Annotated in this window: 14 protein-coding genes; 9 read left to right on the top strand and 5 right to left on the bottom strand. The window is 65.2% G+C overall.

The window, feature by feature from the left end; translation table 11 throughout:
• Positions 1-74: 74 nt before the first annotated feature.
• Both htpX and FJ419_RS21640 read left to right on the top strand, forming a co-directional pair.
• A complete protein-coding gene (gene htpX, locus FJ419_RS21635; RefSeq protein WP_140698003.1) occupies positions 75-1,112 on the top strand; it encodes a zinc metalloprotease HtpX in 1,038 nt (345 codons plus the stop codon).
• Complete coding sequence (locus FJ419_RS21640; RefSeq protein WP_181170779.1) at positions 1,103-2,485, top strand: RsmB/NOP family class I SAM-dependent RNA methyltransferase; 1,383 nt, start codon at positions 1,103-1,105, stop codon at positions 2,483-2,485. The genes htpX and FJ419_RS21640 overlap by 10 nt, the downstream gene beginning before the upstream one ends.
• Before the next feature lie 381 nt (positions 2,486-2,866).
• On the opposite strand, the gene FJ419_RS21645 is transcribed toward FJ419_RS21640, so the two are convergent.
• Positions 2,867-3,802 carry a phytanoyl-CoA dioxygenase family protein gene (locus FJ419_RS21645; RefSeq protein WP_140698009.1) on the bottom strand — a complete coding sequence of 312 codons (936 nt, stop codon included), beginning with the start codon at positions 3,800-3,802 and terminating at the stop codon, positions 2,867-2,869.
• 92 nt (positions 3,803-3,894) lie between these two features.
• Here FJ419_RS21645 and FJ419_RS21650 point away from each other — a divergent pair, with 92 nt between their 5' ends.
• A complete protein-coding gene (locus FJ419_RS21650) occupies positions 3,895-4,719 on the top strand; it encodes an AraC family transcriptional regulator (protein ID WP_140698011.1) in 825 nt (274 codons plus the stop codon).
• Between the two features lie 161 nt (positions 4,720-4,880).
• Positions 4,881-6,605, top strand: coding sequence for a heparinase II/III family protein (locus FJ419_RS21655; RefSeq protein WP_140698015.1), 1,725 nt, complete (start codon positions 4,881-4,883; stop codon positions 6,603-6,605).
• Positions 6,606-6,616: 11 nt separating this feature from the next.
• On the opposite strand, the gene FJ419_RS21660 is transcribed toward FJ419_RS21655, so the two are convergent.
• Positions 6,617-6,919, bottom strand: coding sequence for an antibiotic biosynthesis monooxygenase (locus FJ419_RS21660; protein ID WP_140698018.1), 303 nt, complete (start codon positions 6,917-6,919; stop codon positions 6,617-6,619).
• A gap of 173 nt (positions 6,920-7,092) precedes the next feature.
• On the opposite strand from FJ419_RS21660, the gene purH reads away from it, so the two are divergent.
• Positions 7,093-8,709 (top strand): bifunctional phosphoribosylaminoimidazolecarboxamide formyltransferase/IMP cyclohydrolase, encoded by a 1,617-nt coding sequence (gene purH, locus FJ419_RS21665; RefSeq protein WP_140698020.1) that lies wholly within the window; start codon positions 7,093-7,095, stop codon positions 8,707-8,709.
• Positions 8,710-8,745: 36 nt separating this feature from the next.
• Here the strand turns inward: purH and FJ419_RS21670 are convergent, their stop codons facing one another.
• Together FJ419_RS21670 and FJ419_RS21675 are read right to left on the bottom strand one after the other, a co-directional pair.
• Complete coding sequence (locus tag FJ419_RS21670) at positions 8,746-10,119, bottom strand: MFS transporter (protein WP_246679292.1); 1,374 nt, start codon at positions 10,117-10,119, stop codon at positions 8,746-8,748.
• Between the two features lie 381 nt (positions 10,120-10,500).
• On the bottom strand, positions 10,501-15,270 hold the full coding sequence (locus FJ419_RS21675) for an NAD-glutamate dehydrogenase (RefSeq protein ID WP_140698027.1): 4,770 nt from the start codon (positions 15,268-15,270) through the stop codon (positions 10,501-10,503).
• A gap of 128 nt (positions 15,271-15,398) precedes the next feature.
• On the opposite strand from FJ419_RS21675, the gene FJ419_RS21680 reads away from it, so the two are divergent.
• From FJ419_RS21680 to FJ419_RS21690, 3 genes are all read left to right on the top strand, one after another.
• Complete coding sequence (locus FJ419_RS21680; protein ID WP_140698030.1) at positions 15,399-15,962, top strand: peroxidase-related enzyme; 564 nt, start codon at positions 15,399-15,401, stop codon at positions 15,960-15,962.
• A 161-nt stretch (positions 15,963-16,123) separates the two neighbouring features.
• Positions 16,124-16,447 (top strand): YciI family protein, encoded by a 324-nt coding sequence (locus FJ419_RS21685; protein WP_140698033.1) that lies wholly within the window; start codon positions 16,124-16,126, stop codon positions 16,445-16,447.
• Between the two features lie 278 nt (positions 16,448-16,725).
• Positions 16,726-18,546: an aromatic amino acid ammonia-lyase gene (locus tag FJ419_RS21690; RefSeq protein WP_140698036.1), complete on the top strand. Its 1,821-nt coding sequence runs from the start codon at positions 16,726-16,728 to the stop codon at positions 18,544-18,546.
• 97 nt (positions 18,547-18,643) lie between these two features.
• Here the strand turns inward: FJ419_RS21690 and FJ419_RS21695 are convergent, their stop codons facing one another.
• Positions 18,644-19,255, bottom strand: coding sequence for a LysE family translocator (locus tag FJ419_RS21695; protein ID WP_140698038.1), 612 nt, complete (start codon positions 19,253-19,255; stop codon positions 18,644-18,646).
• Between the two features lie 668 nt (positions 19,256-19,923).
• Here FJ419_RS21695 and FJ419_RS21700 point away from each other — a divergent pair.
• Positions 19,924-20,550, top strand: a complete 627-nt coding sequence (locus FJ419_RS21700; protein ID WP_140698041.1) for a DUF1062 domain-containing protein — start codon at positions 19,924-19,926, stop codon at positions 20,548-20,550.
• Positions 20,551-20,569: the final 19 nt, after the last annotated feature.

Genomic DNA, 20,569 nt, shown 5'->3' on the forward strand with positions numbered 1-20,569 from the left:
GGCGTCTCCCATCATATAGCCATGACGCCAGAAGGATCGACCCCTATTCGCCACCAGACCAGACGGATGAAACGATGAACACGCTTCGCACCGCCATGCTTCTTGCCGCGATGACGGCGCTGTTCATGGGCGTCGGATATCTGATCGGCGGCTCGGGCGGCATGGTCATCGCGCTTCTGATCGCCGCCGGCACCAATCTGTTCAGCTATTGGAACGCCGACAAGATGGTGCTGTCGATGAACCGCGCCGTCGAGGTCGACGCGAAGAACGCGCCCGAATACTACGCGATCGTGCAGGCGCTGGCTAAGCAGGCCGGCCTGCCGATACCGAAGACCTATCTGATCGACAACCCGCAGCCCAACGCCTTCGCCACCGGCCGCAATCCGGAAAATGCTGCCGTTGCGGCGTCCACCGGCCTGCTCGAGCGGCTCTCCCATGAAGAGGTCGCGGCGGTGATGGCGCATGAGCTTGCCCATGTGCAGCATCGCGACACGCTGACCATGACGATCGTGGCGACGCTCGCCGGCGCCATCTCGATGCTCGGCAATTTCGCCTTCTTCTTCGGCGGCAGTCGCGAGAACAACAATCCATTCGGCTTTGTCGGCGTGCTTGTAGCGATGATCGTTGCGCCACTCGCCGCGATGATCGTGCAGATGGCGGTGAGCCGCACCCGCGAATACGAAGCCGACCGGCGCGGCGCCGAGATCTGCGGCAACCCGTTGTGGCTGGCTTCGGCGCTCAACAAGATCGCGCGCGGCGCCGAACGGATCCCCAATGAGGATGCCGAGCGCAATCCGGCGATGGCGCATCTTTTCATCATCAATCCTCTGCATGGCGAGCGCATGGACAATCTGTTCTCGACCCACCCGAGCACCGAGAACCGCATCGCCGCGCTGCAGGAGATGGCGCGCGCGATGGGCGGCGCATCGCCGGCCGGCCGGCGCCAGGCTTCTCCGCCACCCATCCAGCCCGAGGAGCCGTCGGCGGGGCCATGGGGCAAGCCGGCGGACCCGCCGCCAGAGGAGGCTGAGCCGGCACCGCCAAAGCCCAATCCCTGGGGCCGCAACCCGACCGGGCCGCGCAATGTCCGGTCGAAGGGTCCCTGGTCGTGACGCCGCCGAGGCGCGGACATTCAGGCAATCCGCAACACAAGGCTGGTGACGAGAACGTCGCCGGCCTTGCCGCGCGCAAGGCGGCGGCGCGGCTGCTTGCCGCCGTTATCGATGCCCGCACGGCGCTGGACGGGTTGACTGACAACGAGCACGGCCATCCGCAATACAAGGCGCTGGACGGCCGCGACCGGGCGCTGGTGCGCGCCATCCTGGTCACGGCGCTGCGCCACCGCATGACCATTGCCGGGCTGCTGTCCAAGCGCCTGGAAAAGCCGCTGCCGGCCAACGCCACGGCGCTCTCGCACATCCTCAATGTCGCCGCCGCCCAGATCCTGTTCCTCGATGTTCCCGACAGCGCCGCCGTCGACCTTGCCGTCACTCACGCCAAGTCCGATCCGCGAGCGCTGCGTTTCTCCGGCCTCGTCAACGGCGTGCTGCGTTCGCTGGCGCGCGCCAAGGAGACCGAGCTTGCCCCCGCGCTTGCCGCCACCAGTGAGGCGCCGCAATGGTTCTCCGAGCGGCTGACCGCCGCTTACGGAGCCGACAAGGCGCGCGCCATTCTTGCCGCCCATCGCCACGAGGCGCCGGTCGACTTCACCGTCAAGGCCGACCCGGTGATCTGGGCCGAGCGTCTCGGCGGCATCGTGCTGCCGACTGGCACCGTGCGTGTCGAAAAGCTCGCCGCCAATGTCATCGACCTCCCCGGTTTCGCCGACGGCGCCTGGTGGGTGCAGGATGCGGCCGCAAGTCTGCCGGCACGCCTGTTCGGCGACATCAGAGGCCAGCGCGTCGCCGACCTTTGCGCCGCGCCCGGCGGCAAGACGGCGCAGCTTATCCTGGCCGGCGGCGAGGTGACCGCGATCGACGCCTCGAAGAACCGGCTGGCGCGGCTCGGCCAGAATCTCGAGCGCCTCGGCCTGGCCGCCGAGCTCGTCCAGGCCGACCTCCTGGATTACCGGCCGGCGCAATTGTTCGACGCCGTCCTGCTCGATGCGCCCTGCTCCTCGACCGGCACGGTGCGCCGCCACCCCGACGTGCCATGGACCAAGACCATGGCCGATGTCGAGAAGCTAGCCGACCTCCAGCGCCGGCTGCTTGCCCATGCCGTTGGCCTCGTCAGGCCCGGCGGCCGGATCGTCTTTTCCAACTGCTCGCTCGACCCGATCGAAGGCGAGGAGCTTTATCGGGATTTCCTCGCCAGGAGCCCCGGCGTCGTCGCCGATCCAGTCCGTCTGGGCGAGTTCGCCGGCATCGATCCGTTCCTGACGCCGGAGGGCACGTTGCGCACTACACCTGCGGATATGGACCTGGGATCGCCCGGAGTATCGGGCCTCGACGGCTTCTTCGCCGCCAGGATGCGTCGGGTTGGATAGGATTTCTTGGCACTGAGCGTAGGGGTGGCTTTGCTCGCACGGGGCAATGCCATGCTCTGGTGAGTAGCCGAGGCTTTTCGAACCTCGTCATTCTATGGCGGAGCAAGGAGCGAAGCGACGCGGCGCAGGACCATAGAATTCCGTGACGTCGAAGCGTTGCGACGGTGCAGAATTCTGCTCCGCTGCGCTCTTCGGCGAAGGTCACGGAATGGATCCTCGGGTCTGCGCTCCGCTTCGCGTCGCTCCGCCCGTGGATGACGAAGTTCGGAAGGCTTCGGCCAATCGCGAGGCTCAGCATCGAAACGAGAGGGAGATCTGACGTGCCGATCGCTCCAGGAAACCCTCGTCCATACTCTCACCTCACCTGAATACCAGCCCGCCCTAAAGCATGTCGTCGAGGCTCCAGTGATTCCCCCAGCGGGCGTCGATTTCGTCGTCGACATTCTGATAGCGGATGTCCGTCGACAGGCGGATGAGGCCATCGACGCTCCGGTTGGTCGTGGAGGCGTGGATCATGTAGGGCGAGTGCAGCACGACGTCGCCCGCTTCGTAATCCGCCATGAGCCAGCGCGTATCGAACCGCTCCGCCATAGCCGGCAGCTCCTTCGACACCCACCCGCCTTCGCTCATGTTGCGGTTGTAGGCGCTGATGCGCTCCTCCGGGCCGAGCCCGGCATTTTCGCTGCTGAAGCGGGCCTCCATCGTAGCGCCGACGGCGTGCGATCCCTCCAGATAGACAAGCCCGCCCATGTCGATGGAGGTGTCGCCGATCGGAATCCAGACGGTCACCACGCGGTTTGTGCCGCCGCGCAGATAGACGAGGTCGTAATGCGCCGGCGTGGCGGTGGCGGTTCCAGGCATGGTGAAGCGCATGATCTTTCGCTTGTGCAGGTAGGACAGGCCTCCGACAAACGCATCCATCAGCCGCGACAGACGGGGCTGCGCGCAAAAGCCTTCATAGGCGCTCGAACGGACCACCGACATCAGCCGGCGATCGGCGAGCTGGCGATCGAACGCGCCGGTGGACGCCATGCCCAGCGAAGCATCGGTCTCCGGCTTCAGCAACCCGCTTGCGGCAAGATGCGAAAGCGCGAAGCCGCGAAGATCGATCACGTCGCGGCGCCGCAAAAGCCCCTTCAGCCAGACATAGCCTTGCGTCGCATAGAGACGGCGAATGGCCTCGACGCCGACCGCCGGATCGGTCGGCGAGAGATATCCCAGCCTGTCCGGCGCCGTGGACAGTGCCTTGCCGTTGGCCGTCAAGGCGACCGCGGAAAGATCGTCGGTGGAAGCTTTCCCGAAGCAAGATATCGACATTTCAATCATCCGGAGTTCTTCAATTGGCGCGGACAATGGCCTAGTCTCGCGGCACTTCCCATGGACAGAAATTCCAACTGGACTTTTCGCTCATGCCGGATTCGCCCTATGCGCTGTATCGATCGCCGCCGGCCGCGATGGGCGGGCTGTCGGTGCGGGGAATAGGCCAACATCGTGTCAGCCGGGCCATCATCCGGCGAAAGCTGCCGGACTTCGCGGTCGTTCTCGTTCAAGAAGGCCGGGGCTGGCTGGAAACCAGGGCCGCCGGCAGGCAGGCGATCGTGGCGCCCAGCCTGTTCTGGTTGTTCCCCGACACGGCCCATTCCTATGGACCCGACGGCCCGGGCTGGAGCGAGTGCTGGGCGCTTTTCGGCGGCGCGCTCACGCGAGACTTCACGCGCACGCGGCTCATCGTCGAGCCGGCCCCGGTCGTTCCCTTGTCCGATCTCGGCGGCATGTGCCTTCTGTTCGATCGGCTCCATGCCGAACTTTCCCGAGACACCCCGCTAAGCCAGGCGGAGGCCGCCGCCACCCTCTATCGACTGGTCGTGCAGGCTGCCCGGCAGGGACTGGGCCGAAGCAGCGGCGACCTCGATCCGGATTTCCGCGAGGTCGTCGACGACTTGCGCGACCACGCCGCCGAGCCGATCGATTTCAGCGCCTTTGCCTCAAAGTTCGGCATGTCGCCGGCGACATTGCGGCGCAGGTTCGCGCTGCACACCGGCTTGTCGCCAAAATCGTTCCAGTTGCGCATCCGCCTCGACCTCGCCAAGCACCTGCTGGCGGCAACCGATTCGCCCGTCGAGGCGGTGGCGCAGGCTGTGGGCTTTGCCGACGCCTTCTACTTTTCCCGGCTTTTCCGCAACCGGGAGGATTGTTCGCCGAGCGAGTTCCGCCACCGCCACAGAAGGGCATAAGCCGCCGCGCCCGCAGCCGGCATGTCCCGGAAAGCCATGACTTTTTAGGGAAGACCCGGCCGCGGCCGCGTGAATTGCTTCACTTCGGCGAAATCCGCCTTCGCATAAGTTCTTGAATCGCATAAGCTTGTGCTTGGGTTATGGGGACATCAGGAGGGCTATTGGCACTTGTTGCCGGCAGCACGACGCGTCTGTGGACGCTTGTCGCGAGGGAGTTCTGGCGCAAAACGCGCCGGCGCCTCCGCGCCGGGCCGGTTTATCGCTGGCGCTATTCCGGCCGCACGCCCGAACGCGTCCTGATCGCGCCGCCGGACCTGCGGCTCGCCGATCCGCAAATCGCGCTGGAGATCTATTACGGTCGCTACCCGCTGTCCGGCCACATGGTCGAGACCGGCGGCAAGTCGCCCTTTCAGCTCGACGTGCCCAATCGTGGCTGGCAGAAATCGTTGCATGGCTTCCGCTGGCTGCGCCACATGCGCGCCACCGGCACCGAGCTCGCCGCCGCCAACGCGAGAGCCCTGGTGACCGACTGGATCGCCATGCATGGCAACCAGATCTCCGGCATCGCCTGGGAGCCGGGAACGACGGCCAAGCGGGTGATCGCCTGGCTGCAGCATTCCTCGGTGGTGCTGCAAGGCGCCGAATTTCCTTTCTATCGCGCCTTCCTGAAATCGCTCGCCGTGCAGATCCGCTACCTCCGCTCGATGGTGCGCGAGATGCCGGATGGCGAGGCCAGGCTGCGCGCCCGCATCGCGCTCGCCTTCGCCGCGCTGTCTCTGCCGGCGCCGGCCTCGGCGCTGCGTGCCGCGACACGCAACCTGGCCGAGGAGCTCGAGCATCAGATCCTGCCCGATGGCGGCCACATCTCGCGCAAGCCGATGGCGGTGCTGGAGCTGCTGGCCGACCTTCTGCCGTTGCGCCAGACCTATGCCAACCAGGCCGAGGCGCCGCCGTCGGCCTTGATCGGCGCCATCGACCGGATGTTGCCGGCGCTGCGTTTCTTTCGCCATCAGGACGGCAGCCTCGCCCGCTTCAACGGCATGGGCGCCACCATCCACGACCGCATCGCCACCATCATGCGCCATGACGACACGGTGGGCGCGCCGCTGCTGCACGCGCCGCATTCCGGCTACGAGCGCCTGTCGATGGGCGGCGTGACGGTGATCGCCGACACCGGCCTGCCGCCGCCGGTCGACGTCTCCAACGCGGCACATGCCGGCTGCCTCGCCTTCGAGCTCTCCTCCGGGCGCCAGCACTTCATCGTCAATGCCGGCATCGACACCTATGGCGCCCCGGAATTCCGGCCGCTGGCGCGCGCCACCGCCGCGCATTCGACCGCCACGCTCAACGACACCTCGTCGGCGCGCTTCAGCCACTCGCTGCGCGTCAGCGACCTGTTGGGATCGCCGCTGATCGGCGGCCCGCAGCACGTGCCCTGCAAGCGCCTCGACCAGAAGGGCGTGCACGGCTTCGTCGCGCGCCACGACGGCTATGTCGCGCAATTCGGTTTCCTGCACGAGCGCGAGCTGAAGCTGACCGCGAACGGCAACGTGCTTGCCGGCCGCGACCGATTCCTGCGCCCGGGCAATGCCGCGATCCGCAACAACGGCCGCGACTTCGTCACGGTGCGCTTCCACGTCCACCCCGACATCAGCCTGCTGCAGGACGACCACGACCGCCTGACCCTGGCTGCCGCGCAGGGCGACACCTGGGTTTTCACCTGCGCCGAAATGGCGCCGGAGGTCGAGGAATCGATCTACTTCGCCGGATTGGGCGGCCCGCGCCGCAGCCGGCAGATCGTGCTCGCCTTCAAGGCTTCCGAGATCGCCGAGGTCCATTGGCAGCTGACGCGTACCGATATCGCGGGCTATCCCGAAAGCAATTGAGCTGACGCTTCTCAGCCAGAAATCCCGAAGGCGTCATAGGTGGCGAGCGACGGCGGTTCAGCGAAGGCAAAACGGATCTTGTCGACCATTGCCGCGGCCTGGCCGCTCCGCTCGTAGCGTTCGGCGTCCTCGGCGGTGTCCCAGACGGTGATGGCCATGAAGGCATCCCGCGCCTGGTGCTGCTGCAGCAACAAGGCGCTGATGTTGCCTCGGGCGGCGCGGATGGCAGGGATCGCGTCGGCCTCATAGATAGTGCGTAGTTCCTCAATCTTTTCCGCCAACGCCTTGAACTGGCCCACACGCACAAATGTCATGATTGTTTCCTCCGATGATGAGCGAGCCTAATCCCGTAAACGACGCAGCGCCGTTGGGCAAACGTCACCCTTTCGGGAAGCCGGCGCGCAACTGCTAAGGACGCGGCGCTTGATTTCCGGGGCTCATATGCTAGGGCCGGCCAACGCCCCCAACAGCCGTGAAAGGCCCCCGCATGGCCGTGCCCACAAAAAACATTCCGGCGCCCGACCTCGTTCCGGTGCGCCGCGCGCTGCTTTCCGTCTTCGACAAGACCGGCCTGGTCGATTTCGCTAAGTCGCTCGCCGCCGCCGGCGTCGAGCTGGTTTCGACGGGCGGCACGGCAAAGGCCCTCGCCGGGGCGGGCCTGGCGGTACGCGACGTCTCCGAGCTCACCGGCTTTCCCGAGATCATGGATGGGCGGGTGAAGACCTTGCATCCGTCGGTGCATGGCGCGCTGCTCGGCATCCGCGACGACGCTGAGCATGCCAAGGCGATGCACGACCATAGCATCGAGCCGATCGACCTCGTCGTCTGCAATCTCTATCCATTCGAGGACGTCCGCCGCTCCGGCGCCGGCTATGCCTCGATCGTCGAGAACATCGACATCGGCGGACCGGCGATGATCCGCGCCTCGGCCAAGAACCACGCTTACGTCGCCATCGTCACCGATCCGGCCGACTATGCCTCCGTCGTCAACGCGCTGGAGATGAATCTGGGCTCGCTGTCGCTTGATTTCCGCAAGATGCTGGCGGCCAAGGCCTTTGCCCGCACCGCCACCTATGATGCCGCGATCTCCGGCTGGTTCGCCGAGGCGCTGGAGATCGAGCATCCGACATGGCGCGCATTCGGCGGCCGGCTCGACCAGGTGATGCGCTATGGCGAGAACCCGCATCAGGGCGCAGGCTTCTACCTGTCGGGAGACAGGCGGCCGGGCGTGGCAACGGCAAAACAGTTGCAGGGCAAGCAGCTCTCCTACAACAACATCAATGACACCGACGCCGCTTTCGAGTTGGTCGGCGAGTTCGATCCGGCGCGCTCGGCGGCGGTCGCCATCATCAAACACGCCAATCCCTGCGGCGTTGCCGAAGGCTCATCGCTGAAGGCGGCCTACGGCAAGGCGTTGGCCTGCGATCCGGTCTCGGCCTTCGGCGGCATCGTCGCCATGAACCGCATACTCGATGCCGAGGCGGCGGAAGAGATCGTCAAGACCTTTACCGAGGTGATCATCGCGCCCGATGCCACCGACGAAGCCGCCGCGATCGTCGCGGCGAAGAAGAATTTGCGCCTGCTGGTCACCGGCGGCCTACCCGATCCCCGCGCCGCGGGCACGACGGTGAAATCCGTCGCCGGCGGGCTGCTTGTGCAAAGCCGCGACAATGCCGTGGTCGACGACCTCGAATTGAAAGTGGTGACGAAGAGGGCGCCGACGCCGGCAGAAATGGCCGACCTCAAATTCGCCTTCCGCGTCGCCAAGCACGTCAAGTCCAACGCCATCGTCTATGCCAGGGACGGCGCGACCGTCGGCATCGGCGCCGGCCAGATGAGCCGCGTCGATTCCTCGCGCATCGCCGCCCGCAAGGCGCTCGACGCTGCCGAAGCGGCCGGCCTCGCCGAACCGCTGACCAGGGGCTCGGTCGTCGCCTCGGACGCCTTCTTCCCCTTCGCGGACGGCCTCTTGTCGGCGATCGAAGCCGGCGCCACCGCGGTCATCCAGCCCGGCGGCTCGATGCGCGACGACGACGTCATCGCCGCCGCCGACGCGCACGGCATCGCCATGGTCTTCACCGGCGTAAGGCATTTCAGGCATTAGCGCTTCTTCTTCTCCCCTTGTGGGAGAAGGGAAATACTACCGCTTGTCCGCCGGATATGGCGTCTCCGCCAGGATCGCCATGCCGATGCCGAGGAACAGGATGATGGCCGCCATGCCGAGCCGCGGCGAATCGCTGATGGTGGTGATGGTCGCCACCATGAATGGCGCCAGGAAGCTGGTCGCGCGTCCCGCCAGCGCATAGATGCCGAAATAGCGGCCGGACTCGGCGGCGGTCACGCTGCGCGCCATATAGGAGCGCGACGAGGCTTGCACCGGACCGAAGGCGAGCCCGATCAGCAGGCCGTAGAGGATATAGGCTTTCTCCGCCGCGGTGCCGAACAGGCCGCCGGAATCGACGGTGGAGAGCGGAATCAGGCCGAGCAGCGTAAAGCCCGGTCCGGTCGAGACGACGCCGATCGTGGCGACCGACAGCATCACCAGCGCGATCATCACCACATGCTTTGAGCCAAGCGCGGTATCGAGCCGCGCCGCGATCCAGCAGCCGAAGATGGCGACGACGTTGAGAATGATGCCGAACAGGCCGATCTCGGTGATCGACCAGTGAAACATGCCGGCTGCGAACGTGCCGCCGAGCGCCAGCAGCGCATTGACGCCGTCCTGATAGATCATGCGGGCCAAGAGGAAGCGCAGGATGCCGCTGCGCTGGCGCACTTCCACCAGGGTGGACTTCAGCTCGGACAACCCCTCGCGCACTGCCGGTCCGATCGGGATCCCCTTGATGGCGTCCGGCGTGAAGAGGAACATCGGCAGGATGAACAGCAAATACCAGCCGGCCGACATCGGCCCGGTGAAGCGCGCATCCTCGCCGAGTTTCGGATCGAGTCCGAACAACGGATCAAGGCCGATGAGCGTCTTGCCGGTTTCGAGATTGCCCGCCAGGAACAGCACCACGAAGATCAGCGCGATCATGCCGCCGAGATAGCCAAGGCCCCAGGCCATGTTGGATACCCGGCCGATCTCTTCCTTCGGCACCAGCCGCGGCATCATGGAATCGTTGAACACTGTGGAGAATTCGGCCGCCACCGAAGCCAACGAGAACAACAGCACGACCAGGAAAAGGTTCGAGCCCGGCGCTGCGAACCACAAAAGCGTGAGGCTGACGATCTTGATAGCCGCGAAGAAGGCGATCCACGGCTTGCGCGGCCCGGTCTGGTCGGCGATCGAGCCGAGCACCGGCGACAGCACCGCGATGACCAGGCCCGCGGCGGCAATGCCGTAACCCCACGCGGCTTGCCCGGCAGTCGGATCGCTCGCCATGCGCGAGACGAAATAGGGTCCGAAGATGAAGGTAGTGACGACGGTGAAGAAAGGCTGCGCCGCCCAGTCGAAGAACATCCAGCCCCAGATGCCGCGCCCCGATGCCCGCTGCATTGTCTCTATCGCCACCATGCTGACTCCCCTGGCATCGCTCGCGTCGGGCGCCATGTCTGCATGTTTTCGGGCAGCGATGCAAATGGACAAGCATGGCGACAATTCCTCGCCTCACGTAGTGGGCTACGCTATGCACATATCCTCTGTGACTGGCGCGACTGATCAGGCCAAGGCCTGATTGCCACGTGGTTCCCCCAATCCGTCGCTGCTTCGCAGCGCCACCTTTCCCCCTCCGAAGGGAAAGGAAGGGAGCCTTGCTGGACGAGCGTTGACGGCAAAAGCTTGGCGCCCTTCCTCTACCCCGTCGATCGGGGGAGAGGTGGCTCGGCGAAGCCGAGACGGAGTGGGGGTCGACCAGCGCTACATAAGACAATGCATGCGAGGAACCCAAGCAAACTCTCACATCCCCGTCAGGTCACTCATCAGGCCCGATGCCACCGACAGCCGCGACACGGTGATGTCGCCGCCTTCGGTCAGCGCCTGCAGCCGCTCGCGGATGCGCGCGACGCGTTCGCCGCCGGCTTCCAGCCAGGCCGCGACCGGATCCGCCGCCGTGCCGTGCGCGGTGAGCGCCGCCACCGCGATGCCGCGCCGCGCCACGCCGATCGTGTCGGCCGCGCGCGACAGCGCCAGCTGGTCGTAATAGTCCGGCGGCATAATCGAGCGCGCGGCTTCCTCGACGCGCGGGATGCGGAACGCATCGCTGACGGCGAAGAAGGCCTTGGCCGCGCTGACGATGTCGGCGTTGGCCGTGCGCGCGGTGAGCGCGACGTCGGGGATCAGCTCGGCCACTTCGGTCAGAGCGAGCTGCCCGGCGAGCTTTTCCGGCGCGCCGCTCTTGGACAGGTCCTGCCGCCGCTCCTCGACGCGTTCACGCGAGAAGGCCGGCAGCAGCGAGAGAAGCTTCGGCTCGAGCGCCTTGCGCGCCTCCTGCAATCCGGCGATGCGCTGGCCAAGCGGCGCGGAACCGGCTTCGTGCTTCAGGTACCAGCCGCTGGTCACAAAGATAAGCCGGCTGATCGCTTGATAGAGATCGAGCTGGACCTGCCCGTCGATCTGGTTGTCGAGCGCGTCGATCTCGCGATAGAGCGCCGGCAGCGCGAAGCCGTCGCGGACCATGGCAAAGATGCGCACCACATCGGCCGCCGTGCGGCCCGTGGCTTCCTGCAGCCGGTTGACAAAGGACGGTCCGCCGCGATTGACCAGGTCGTTGGCGAGCACGCGCGCGATGATCTCGCGCCGCAGCCGGTGATCGCGGATCTCGCCGGCAAACTTCCTTGCCATGCGTTCCGGGAAATAACCCATCAGGTCGCGGTCGAAATGCTGATCGTCCGGCACGTCGCTGGCGACGATGTCGGAGAACAGCACGATCTTGGCATAGGCGAGCAGCACGCCAAGCTCGGCCCGGGTCAGCGGCTCGCCGCGCGCCTCGCGTTCAGCAAGCGCCGCCGGCGAAGGCAGCGTCTCGACCGCCCGGTCGAGCAGGCCACGCGCTTCCAGCGCCGACATGAAGCGCGCCTGGTGCGCGATGTCGGCGAGCCCGCGCTTGCGCGCCAGCGAAAGCGCCAGCGTCTGCTGATAGTTGTTGGCGAGCACCAGCGCGCCCACCTCGTCGGTCATCTCGGCGAGCAGCTTGTTGCGCGCCGGCCGCGCCAGCGAGCCTTTGCGCATCGCCGACGCCAGCGCGATCTTGATGTTGACCTCGACGTCGGAGCAGTTGACGCCGCCCGAATTGTCGATGGCGTCCGAGTTGCAGCGGCCGCCATTCATGCCGAACTCGATGCGCGCCCGTTGCGTGACGCCGAGATTGGCGCCCTCGCCGATGACTTTCGCCCGGACATCGAGCGCGGTGACGCGGACGGCATCGTTGGCGCGGTCGCCGACATCGGCGTTGCTTTCGCCCGAAGCCCGCACATAAGTGCCGATGCCGCCGAACCACAAGAGATCGACCGGCGCCTTGAGGATGGCGTTCATGATCTCGACCGGCGTCGCGGTGGTCTTGGCGAGGCCGATAGCGGCGGCCGCCGCTTGCGGCAGCGTGATCGATTTCTGGTTGCGCGAGACGATGACGCCGCCTTCCGACAGCTTCGACTTGTCATAGTCCTGCCAGGACGAGCGTGGCAGCGCGAACATGCGCGCCCGCTCGGCCATCGAGGCGGCCATGTCCGGATCGGGATCGATGAAGATGTCGCGATGATCGAAGGCGGCGATCAGCCTGGTGGCCGGCGAGAGCAGCATGCCGTTGCCGAACACGTCGCCCGACATGTCGCCGACGCCAACCACAGTGAAGGGCGAGGTCTGGATGTCGCGGTTCATCTCGCGGAAATGCCGCTTCACCGCTTCCCAGGCGCCCTTGGCGGTGATGCCCATCTTCTTGTGGTCGTAGCCGGCCGAGCCGCCGCTGGCGAAGGCGTCGTCCAGCCAGAAATGGTGTTTTTCGGAAATGGCATTCGCGGTGTCTGAGAAGGTCGCGGTGCCCTTGTCGGCGGCGACGACGAAATAGGGATCGTCCTGGTCGCGCCGTGCCACGCCGGCCGGCGGGATGACGCCGTCGACGCCGATATTGTCGGTGATCGAGAGCAGGCTGGAGACGAAGTTCTTGTAGGCCGAGGTGCCTGCTTCGAAGATGGCATCGCGCCCGGCGCTCATTGGCAGCTTCTTCGGATAGAAGCCGCCCTTGGCGCCAACCGGCACGATGACGGCGTTCTTGACCTGCTGCGCCTTGACCAGCCCCAGCACCTCGGTGCGGTAATCCTGGGCGCGGTCCGACCAGCGCAGGCCGCCCCGCGCCACCGGGCCGAAGCGCAGATGCACGCCCTCCACCTCGGAGCCGTAGACGAAGATCTCGCGCCATGGCCGAGGCGCAGGCAGCCCTTCGACCGCCTGCGAATCGAGCTTGATCGCCAGCGACTGCCCTTTCTGTTTCGTATCGGCTACGAAATGATTGGTGCGGAGCGAGGCTTCGATGAGGTTGAGATAACGGCGGATGATGGTGTCGTCGTCGATATTGGGCACCTCCTCCAGCGCGTCCTTGATCTTGGCCTTGAGGTGCTTGGCCGCAACCGCGCCGTCGCCTTCCGCCGCCGGACCGAGCCGGGCGACGAACAGCGCGTGCAGGCCGCGTGCGATCTCGGGATAGCGATTGAGCGCGGCGGCGATGAAATCCTGGCTCTGCGGAATGCCGGCCTGCTGCAGATAGCGGCCATAGGCGCGCAGGATGGCGATCTCGCCAGACCACAGGCCGGCGGTCTGGGCCAGGCCGTTATAGCTGTCATTGTCGACATCGCCGCGCCAGACCGACAGGAAGGCGTCCTCGAACAACGCCCCGCCGTCGGAGATGTCTATTCGCGCGCCGTAGCTGTTCTCCAGCTCCATGTCATGGATGAAGACTTTGCCGGAGCCGGTGTCGGCGACCTCGAAGGTGCGCTCGCTGATGACGCGGAAGCCGATATTTTCGAGCACCGGCACGCGCCGCGACAGCGCGACAGGGCTGCCGAAATGGTAGATCTTCAAAGCCGCCTGGTGCGGCTTCTGGTCGGCATGGCGGTAATAGTCGATGGCGATCGGATTGTCGGCCCCGATCTTCGCGATGCGGCCGGCATCGGCCAGCGCCACGGCGGCCGAGAAGCTATCGCGATAGCTTTCGGGGAAACGCGCCGCGATCGCCTTTAAGCCCGGGTCGCTGCCGGCGGCTTCCGCGGCTTCGGCGAGCGCGTCTTCCCAGGTGCGCACGATGTCTCGGATCGCCGCCTCGATCGTCGACTGCTCGACCTTCGGCGTCTTGCCGCCGGAACGGCCGATGATGAAATGCACGCGCGCCAGCCCGCCTTCCGGGAAGGCTGGATAATAGGCCGACAGACGGCCCTCGAACACCGTCTTGAGATAGGTGCCGACCTTCTCGCGCACGACGCTGTCGTAGCGGTCGCGCGGCACGAAGACGATGATCGAGACGAAGCGGTCGAACTGGTCGACGCGCACCAGCGCCCGCACGCGCGGCCGCTCGATCAGCCCGAGTATGGCGATGGCGTGCTTGCGCAGGATGGGAATGGGAACCTGGAACAGCTCGTCGCGCGGATAGCTTTCCAGGATGTTGATCAGCGCTTTGCCGGAATGGTCGTGCGGATCGAAACCGGATTTCGAGATCACGGTCTCGGCCTTTGAGCGCAGATAGGGGATCTTCATCACCGAGCGCGTGTAGGCGGTCGAGGTGAACAGGCCGACAATGCGCAGCTCGCCCGCGAGCGCCCCCTTCGACGTGTAGGTCTTGATGCCGATGTAATCGAGATAGATGCGCCGATGCACCGACGACTTGGCGTTGGCCTTGGTGACGATCAGCGGCTCCGGCCCGTGCAGGAAGGCGCGGATTTCCGGCGTCGTCGTCACCGCTTCGGTGCCGCGCCTCAACACCAGCACGTCCGGATCCGACAGGATGCCCAGGCCGGGCTTGTCGGCGCGCTCCAGCGAGCCGCTTTCCTCGCCGCCGGTATATTTGAACTCGCGCATGCCGAGGAAGGTGAAATTGTCATCGCGCAGCCATTCGAGGAAGGCGATCGCCTCGGCGACGCTCTTCTTGTCGAGCGGCACCGCCGAATAGCGGAATTCGGAAATCGCCTGGTCGAGGCGGGCGAGCATCCGCTTCCAGTCGACGACGGCCGCCCGGACCTGCGAAAGCACCTTGTGCAGCCGCCCGGTGAGGCTCTTGGCCTGCTCGGCGGTCAGCCGCGGGATATGCACATGAACGACGCTAAGCCGGTCGTCATCCTCCTTGCCGCCGTCGCCAAGTACCTCGACCACACCGGTCTTGCCGTGGCGGACGGTGACGATCGGATGGGTGACCAAGGTCGGCTCGCCGCTTGTCTCGGTGATTTCGCCGAGGATGGAATCGAACAGGAATGGCATGTTGTCGTTGACGACGGTGATGACCGTGACCGGCCGGCCGTCGCAGGCAACGCCCGAACCGGCTTCGACGGCAACGACGCTTTCGCCCTTCCTGTGGCTGGCGACTGCTTGGGCGGCGAGCTCGCCGGCGCGCTCGAGATCGGCCACGTCATAGGCCGCGATGTCCTCGGCAGGCGCCCGCGCCAGCAGATAGTCGGCAAGCCTTGCGGGCTTCTCCTCCGCTTTCGCGGCGGCGGCTTTCCTCTTCGGCTTGGATTTCACGCTGGCCATGACGCTTAGTCCCTCCCGTTATATGCTTTTGCGACTATGGTAGCCAGATGACCGCCGTTTGGCGACAAAGGTTTGACGGCGCTAAAAAAAATTCTAACCGACGCCATCACAGCGCGAGGAGAACAATCATGACCGGCAAAGTAACCGCGCTCGACCTTGTCCAGGCGGAGCTTGGCGAGGCGACGAAAGCCTATTTCGCCAAATGCGAGGAGAAGCTCGGCCTCGTGCCCAACGTGCTTCTCGCCTACGCCTTCGACGAGAAGAAGCTGCGCGCCTTCACCGACATGTACAACGATCTGATGCTGGGCGATTCCGGTTTGTCGAAGCTGGAGCGCGAGATGATCGCCGTGGTCGTCTCCTCGATCAATCACTGCTTCTATTGCCTGACCGCCCATGGCGCGGCGGTGCGCCAGCTGTCGGGCGAACCGGCGTTCGGCGAGATGATGGTGATGAATTTTCGCGCCGCCGAGCTGTCGGACCGGCAGCGCGCCATGCTCGAATTCGCGGTCAGGCTGACCGAGGAGCCGGCTAAAATCGTCGAGGCCGACCGCGCCGCCTTGCGCCAGGCCGGCTTCACCGACCGCGACATCTGGGACATCGCCTCGACCGCCGCATTCTTCAACATGTCGAACCGGGTGGCCGCAGCGGTCGACATGCGGCCCAACCCCGAATACCACGCCATGGCAAGGTGAGCTCGTTACATTAGACTCAACTTAACATCGATTGCCTGTTTTTCGTTTTGGTCCGATGATCAGGATTGCGGCAAGGCCGCATATCGGATTGCAGCATCGCTGCATATCGCAAGCGGCGTGGCCGCATGCTGGTTCGACGCCGCCGACAAAGGGAGGAGAACATGGCGAAATTTCTCTATGTCTATCACGGTTCCGGCAAGATGCCGACCGACGAAGCCGAACGCAAAGCGGCGATGGATGCCTGGACGGGCTGGTACGACAAGCTCGGCTCGGCCGTGGTCGACGGCGGCAATCCGGTCGGCATGTCGAAGACGGTGCTACCGAGCGGCAAGATCGAGAACAATGGCGGCAGCAATCCGACCGCCGGCTACACGATCGTCGAAGCCAAGGACATCGACGATGCCGTCGCCAAAGCCAAGGACTGCCCGATCCTGATGGACCCGGCTTTCACTGTCGAGGTCGCGCCGATCATCGAGATGATGTAACGCTTGGAGTCCGCGCTGCATTGCACGAGGCCGGATTTCCGGCCGCGACTTCCTGCTGTCGTCTTCGTGGCCGCCTTCTTCGACAGGTCGAACCGGCGGCCACCGCGATCGGCTTGCGGCCGAACCGACCGCGCCGTGGCCCGGTAGGCCACGCCGGTTCCATCATCGGTCCTGCGGCTTTCCTTCGTTGACAGGCCGGCGCTTGCGGCTAGTCTTTTGGGAAATAAAATTTCCATTGGGTGAACTCGTTCCTGAACCTGTCTCGAATGGGAGCCGTCATGCTGGACCGAATCGCCAAGCCCAAACCTCTCCTTTGCATTCTCACCGTCATAGCCGGCCTCGCCGCGCCGCCTGCCCAGGCCTTCGAGGCGGCAACCGTCTATCAACCCATTTTCGAGGCAGCCGCCGACAAGACGGTAACCCTCACCGGCCATGACCTGACCATCGACCAGGTCATCGCCATCGCGCGCAACGGTGCCAAGGTTGAGCTTAGCCCGGAGGCGCTGCAACGTTCGGCGGATGCTTATGGCTTGCTGCTCGAGGGTGCGGCCGAAGGCGTCACGATCTACTGGTTCAATCGCGGCGCCGGCGACCAGCGCGAAACCGTGATCTTTTCAGGCGATCCGACCACGCCGGAAAACACCAAGCTGCTCAAGGACCAGCAGCTCGCGCGCTTCAAGGGCGGCGTGAACCGCGGCTATGGGCCGGAGCTGCAAGAGGAGGCGCTGGTGCGCGCGATCATGGCCATCCGCGCCAACACCATGTCCTACGAGGCGGCCAGCCCGCAGCTGACGCATATGCTCGTCGACATGCTGAACAAGCGCGTCACGCCGGTCGTGCAATCGCGCGGCACGCTCGGCGAGGGCGACCTGGCGACGCTCGGCAATATCGGCGCCGCCATGGCCGGCGAAGGCGATGCCTATCTCAAGGGCGTTCGCATGCCGGCCGCGCAGGCGCTCGAGCAGGCCGGCCTGAAGCCGCTCGAACCCTTCGCCGCCGACCAGGCGGCGCTGATCAGCACCAACGCCTATGCGCAGGCGCAGGCCGTCCTCTTGCTGGAGGACACGCGAAAACTGCTGGAATGGACCGACCTCAGCTACGCCATGGGGCTGAACGGCATGAACTCCAGCGTGACGCCGATCTCCGCGCCGGTGCAGTCGATGCGGCCTTATCCGTGGCTGACCTGGGACGCCGCCCGCGTCATGGACATGATCAAGGGCAGCTATCTCTTCGATGACGATCCGGCCCGCATCATCCAGGATCCGGAAAGCATGCGCGCCTCCAGCCAGCGCCAGGGCTCGGCCTGGCAGGCCTGGACGGATTTGCGCGATTCCGTGCTCCTCTCCATCAATTCTTCGGATCACAATCCGGCGATCCTGCCCGGTCTGACGCCGCAGAGCTCGCCGGAACTCAGCACGCCGCAGTTCATGAAATACTACATCAAGGGCGGCCCGCTCAGTAACGGCAAGTCCGGCTATATCTTCTCCAACGCCAATTGGGACCCGTACCCGATGGCCAACCAGGTCGAGGCGCTCACCAACGCCTTGACCAATCTCGGCGTCGCTGTGGCGCAGCGCATCGAGCGCTTCCGCAACCCCTTCTTCACCGTGGTCAAGCCGGCCGACGTGCTGAAGCCGGACGAGCGCAAGGACATTCCGGGCTTCGACGGCTACCTGCCGGCCGATCTGTGGCAGGAGCTGGCCGATCTCGGTTCGCCGGTGACGCCGAACGGCCAGGCAATCGTCGCCACCGTCGAGGACCTGGAAGCGCAGACCCGCATCAAGACGCAACACGCCCGCGAGGCGGTCGACGTGTCGTTCCATCTGCTGGCGCAGGACCTGTTGACGGCAAGCTACTGGATGGAGATCCGCAAGGCGCAGAACCCGCAGCGGAAATTCGGCGAAGCACCGACCGCGGCTCTCGCCGCGTTGCGCCAGGCGATCCCATGGCATCAAGCGGCGTCGGAACGGCAGAAGCGGCCGCTCGGCATGGTCGCCTACGACTTCATGCAGGAGAACCCGGCCTCGAAATTCTATGCGGGCGGACCCCAGCCGCCGGCTACAGCGGCGCTGCCCTCAGCCGGCGTGCTGCCCAAGTAGCTCAGAGCAATTCCTGTGTGACGCGGTTTTCCGTCCGAAATTGCTTAACACAAAGAGATGGAGCTGGTCGTCCTTTCCAAGATAACGATGAACAGCGCTATCGCGCGGCGATAGCGGCGGCGGCGCCCGCCATCGTCGTGGCGCTGACGCGGTTGGCGATCTTCATGGCGCGCTTGCTCCTCAGCAGCCGGCGCGCTTGTGAGGCGGCCAGCACCCAGGCGAGATCGATGATGACCAGCACGAGCGCCATGGTCAGCGTCAGCTCGACCCAGCCGATCACGCTGACCGAAGCCAGATCGATGATGGTCGGCAGCAGCGCCAGATAGAACATCATGATCTTTGGATTGCCGAGCGTCACCGCCATGCCGGCAAGGAAAAGTTTCAGGGGCGAGTCCTCGCGCGGCATCTCGCCCTCCTTGGCCTCGACCGGCGCCGTCCACATCTTGAACGCGAGATAAGCAAGGTAGGCGACGCCAACCCATTTCACGACGACGAAAGCGTAGTGGAAGGTTTGCGCCACGACGGCGAGCCCGAACACCGCCAGCGAAAGCCAGACGCCCTCGCCGATCCACATTGCCAACAGGAACGGGAAGACGTCGCGGAACCCTTTCGAAATCACCCGCGCCACCAAGGCTGCGATCGACGGCCCGGGCGAGCCGGCGGCGACAAAGAGCGCGGCAGCGAAGATCAGCAACGAGGCGAGATGCATGGGGTCGATTCCTGCAAATAGGAAATAGACGATAGCTGATCGTACTAGATTTGGCACGCCCAACAAGGCGCGAACGTTGATCAAGGCGACAACAACCGCCAGCGCCGGCGCCGCCCCTCATCTGGCTGCCGCCATCTTCTCCCCGTAAACGGGGCGAAGGGACTTGGCGCCGACGATTTCGCCAGTCGCGAACGTTGCAGAATGGCCGCCGGCGTCGCGGCCAGCCTCTTTCTCCCCGTTTACGGGGAGAAATGCCCGGCAGGGCAATGAGGGGCAGCGCCAACCTCGGCCCCTAAACCTTGCCCCTTCGTCACCCTCCCGCTAGAAGATCCATCCCTTTATCCATTTTCGAGCATCACTTTGCCTCAGTAACCGCCGGTCTCGCCAACTCCTCTGAATGCACCGCAGGCGCAGCTTTAGCGGCCCCTGCTTCTGTTCACGTGTTCTTCAGGCGGCGGTTCGAGACCGGTTTGGCATTGCTGAGCCGCCGTCGCGTGCAATCCGCGCCGACGCCTGACTTTCAAACACGCAGTCTTCGCCACGCCGTGGCCCATGCGCATGATCCCGAAAAGTGGTATCCGGTTTTCGGAAAAGATCATGCTCAACAACAAGGGGCATCTCGGACATCGCCGGCCTGACGGACTTCCCGACGGGAAGGGCCTACCGGCATGTCTGGAACTTTGTGCGTACGTTGGACGATTGCGCCCGCAATCGCGCCACGACCTCTCATCAACTGCAATCGCTGCGGCGGCCTCAAGCCTTATCGGTGCGGCGGGAAATTCCGCGTCAATGCCAACGGCAAGCGCATTGACGTCTGGCTGATCTATCGCTGCGTCGACTGCGACAACTCCTGGAATTTCGCCATCCTGGAACGGCGAAACCGCCGCGACATCGGGCCGGCGCTGCTTGCCGCGCTTGAAAGCAACGATCCGGACCTTGTCCGCCGCCACGCCTTCGACAGCGCGATGCTGCGCGACCGGGCTGGCCGGATCGAGGAATCTCCCGGCGTCACGGTCCGAAAGGAGCTTCTGGCCGGCGAGTCGGGACGCGCGACCATGTTCGCGATCGAACTTCGGCTCGGGGGCACGACGCCTTTGCGGCTCGACCGCCTGCTTGCCGGCGAGCTCGGCCTATCGCGGTCGAGGCTTCAGGCCCTGGACGACCGCAAGCGATTGACCATCGAGCCCGATGGCGAAAGGGCCTTGCGCAAGCCCGTGCGCGATGGCCTGGCGGTGCGCATCGACCTCGCCGGGGACGCGGATTGCACCGCGATCGTCTCGGCTGCCTGCGGCTGAAACAAAAAGAGGGAGCAAC

This window comes from Mesorhizobium sp. B2-6-2, from assembly GCF_006440615.1.
In the GTDB taxonomy this organism is placed as follows: domain Bacteria; phylum Pseudomonadota; class Alphaproteobacteria; order Rhizobiales; family Rhizobiaceae; genus Mesorhizobium.

What these genes read in the sequence shown, in the direction of transcription:
- FJ419_RS21695 (WP_140698038.1), bottom strand. Translation starts at nt 19,255, where the DNA reads ATGCATCTCGCCTCGTTGCTGATCTTCGCTGCCGCGCTCTTTGTCGCC.
- FJ419_RS21675 (WP_140698027.1), bottom strand. Translation starts at nt 15,270, where the DNA reads ATGGCCAGCGTGAAATCCAAGCCGAAGAGGAAAGCCGCCGCCGCGAAA.
- FJ419_RS21650 (WP_140698011.1), top strand. Translation starts at nt 3,895, where the DNA reads ATGCCGGATTCGCCCTATGCGCTGTATCGATCGCCGCCGGCCGCGATG.
- FJ419_RS21645 (WP_140698009.1), bottom strand. Translation starts at nt 3,802, where the DNA reads ATGTCGATATCTTGCTTCGGGAAAGCTTCCACCGACGATCTTTCCGCG.
- FJ419_RS21700 (WP_140698041.1), top strand. Translation starts at nt 19,924, where the DNA reads ATGTCTGGAACTTTGTGCGTACGTTGGACGATTGCGCCCGCAATCGCG.
- FJ419_RS21690 (WP_140698036.1), top strand. Translation starts at nt 16,726, where the DNA reads ATGCTGGACCGAATCGCCAAGCCCAAACCTCTCCTTTGCATTCTCACC.
- FJ419_RS21685 (WP_140698033.1), top strand. Translation starts at nt 16,124, where the DNA reads ATGGCGAAATTTCTCTATGTCTATCACGGTTCCGGCAAGATGCCGACC.
- FJ419_RS21680 (WP_140698030.1), top strand. Translation starts at nt 15,399, where the DNA reads ATGACCGGCAAAGTAACCGCGCTCGACCTTGTCCAGGCGGAGCTTGGC.
- FJ419_RS21670 (WP_246679292.1), bottom strand. Translation starts at nt 10,119, where the DNA reads ATGGTGGCGATAGAGACAATGCAGCGGGCATCGGGGCGCGGCATCTGG.
- FJ419_RS21660 (WP_140698018.1), bottom strand. Translation starts at nt 6,919, where the DNA reads ATGACATTTGTGCGTGTGGGCCAGTTCAAGGCGTTGGCGGAAAAGATT.
- htpX (WP_140698003.1), top strand. Translation starts at nt 75, where the DNA reads ATGAACACGCTTCGCACCGCCATGCTTCTTGCCGCGATGACGGCGCTG.
- purH (WP_140698020.1), top strand. Translation starts at nt 7,093, where the DNA reads ATGGCCGTGCCCACAAAAAACATTCCGGCGCCCGACCTCGTTCCGGTG.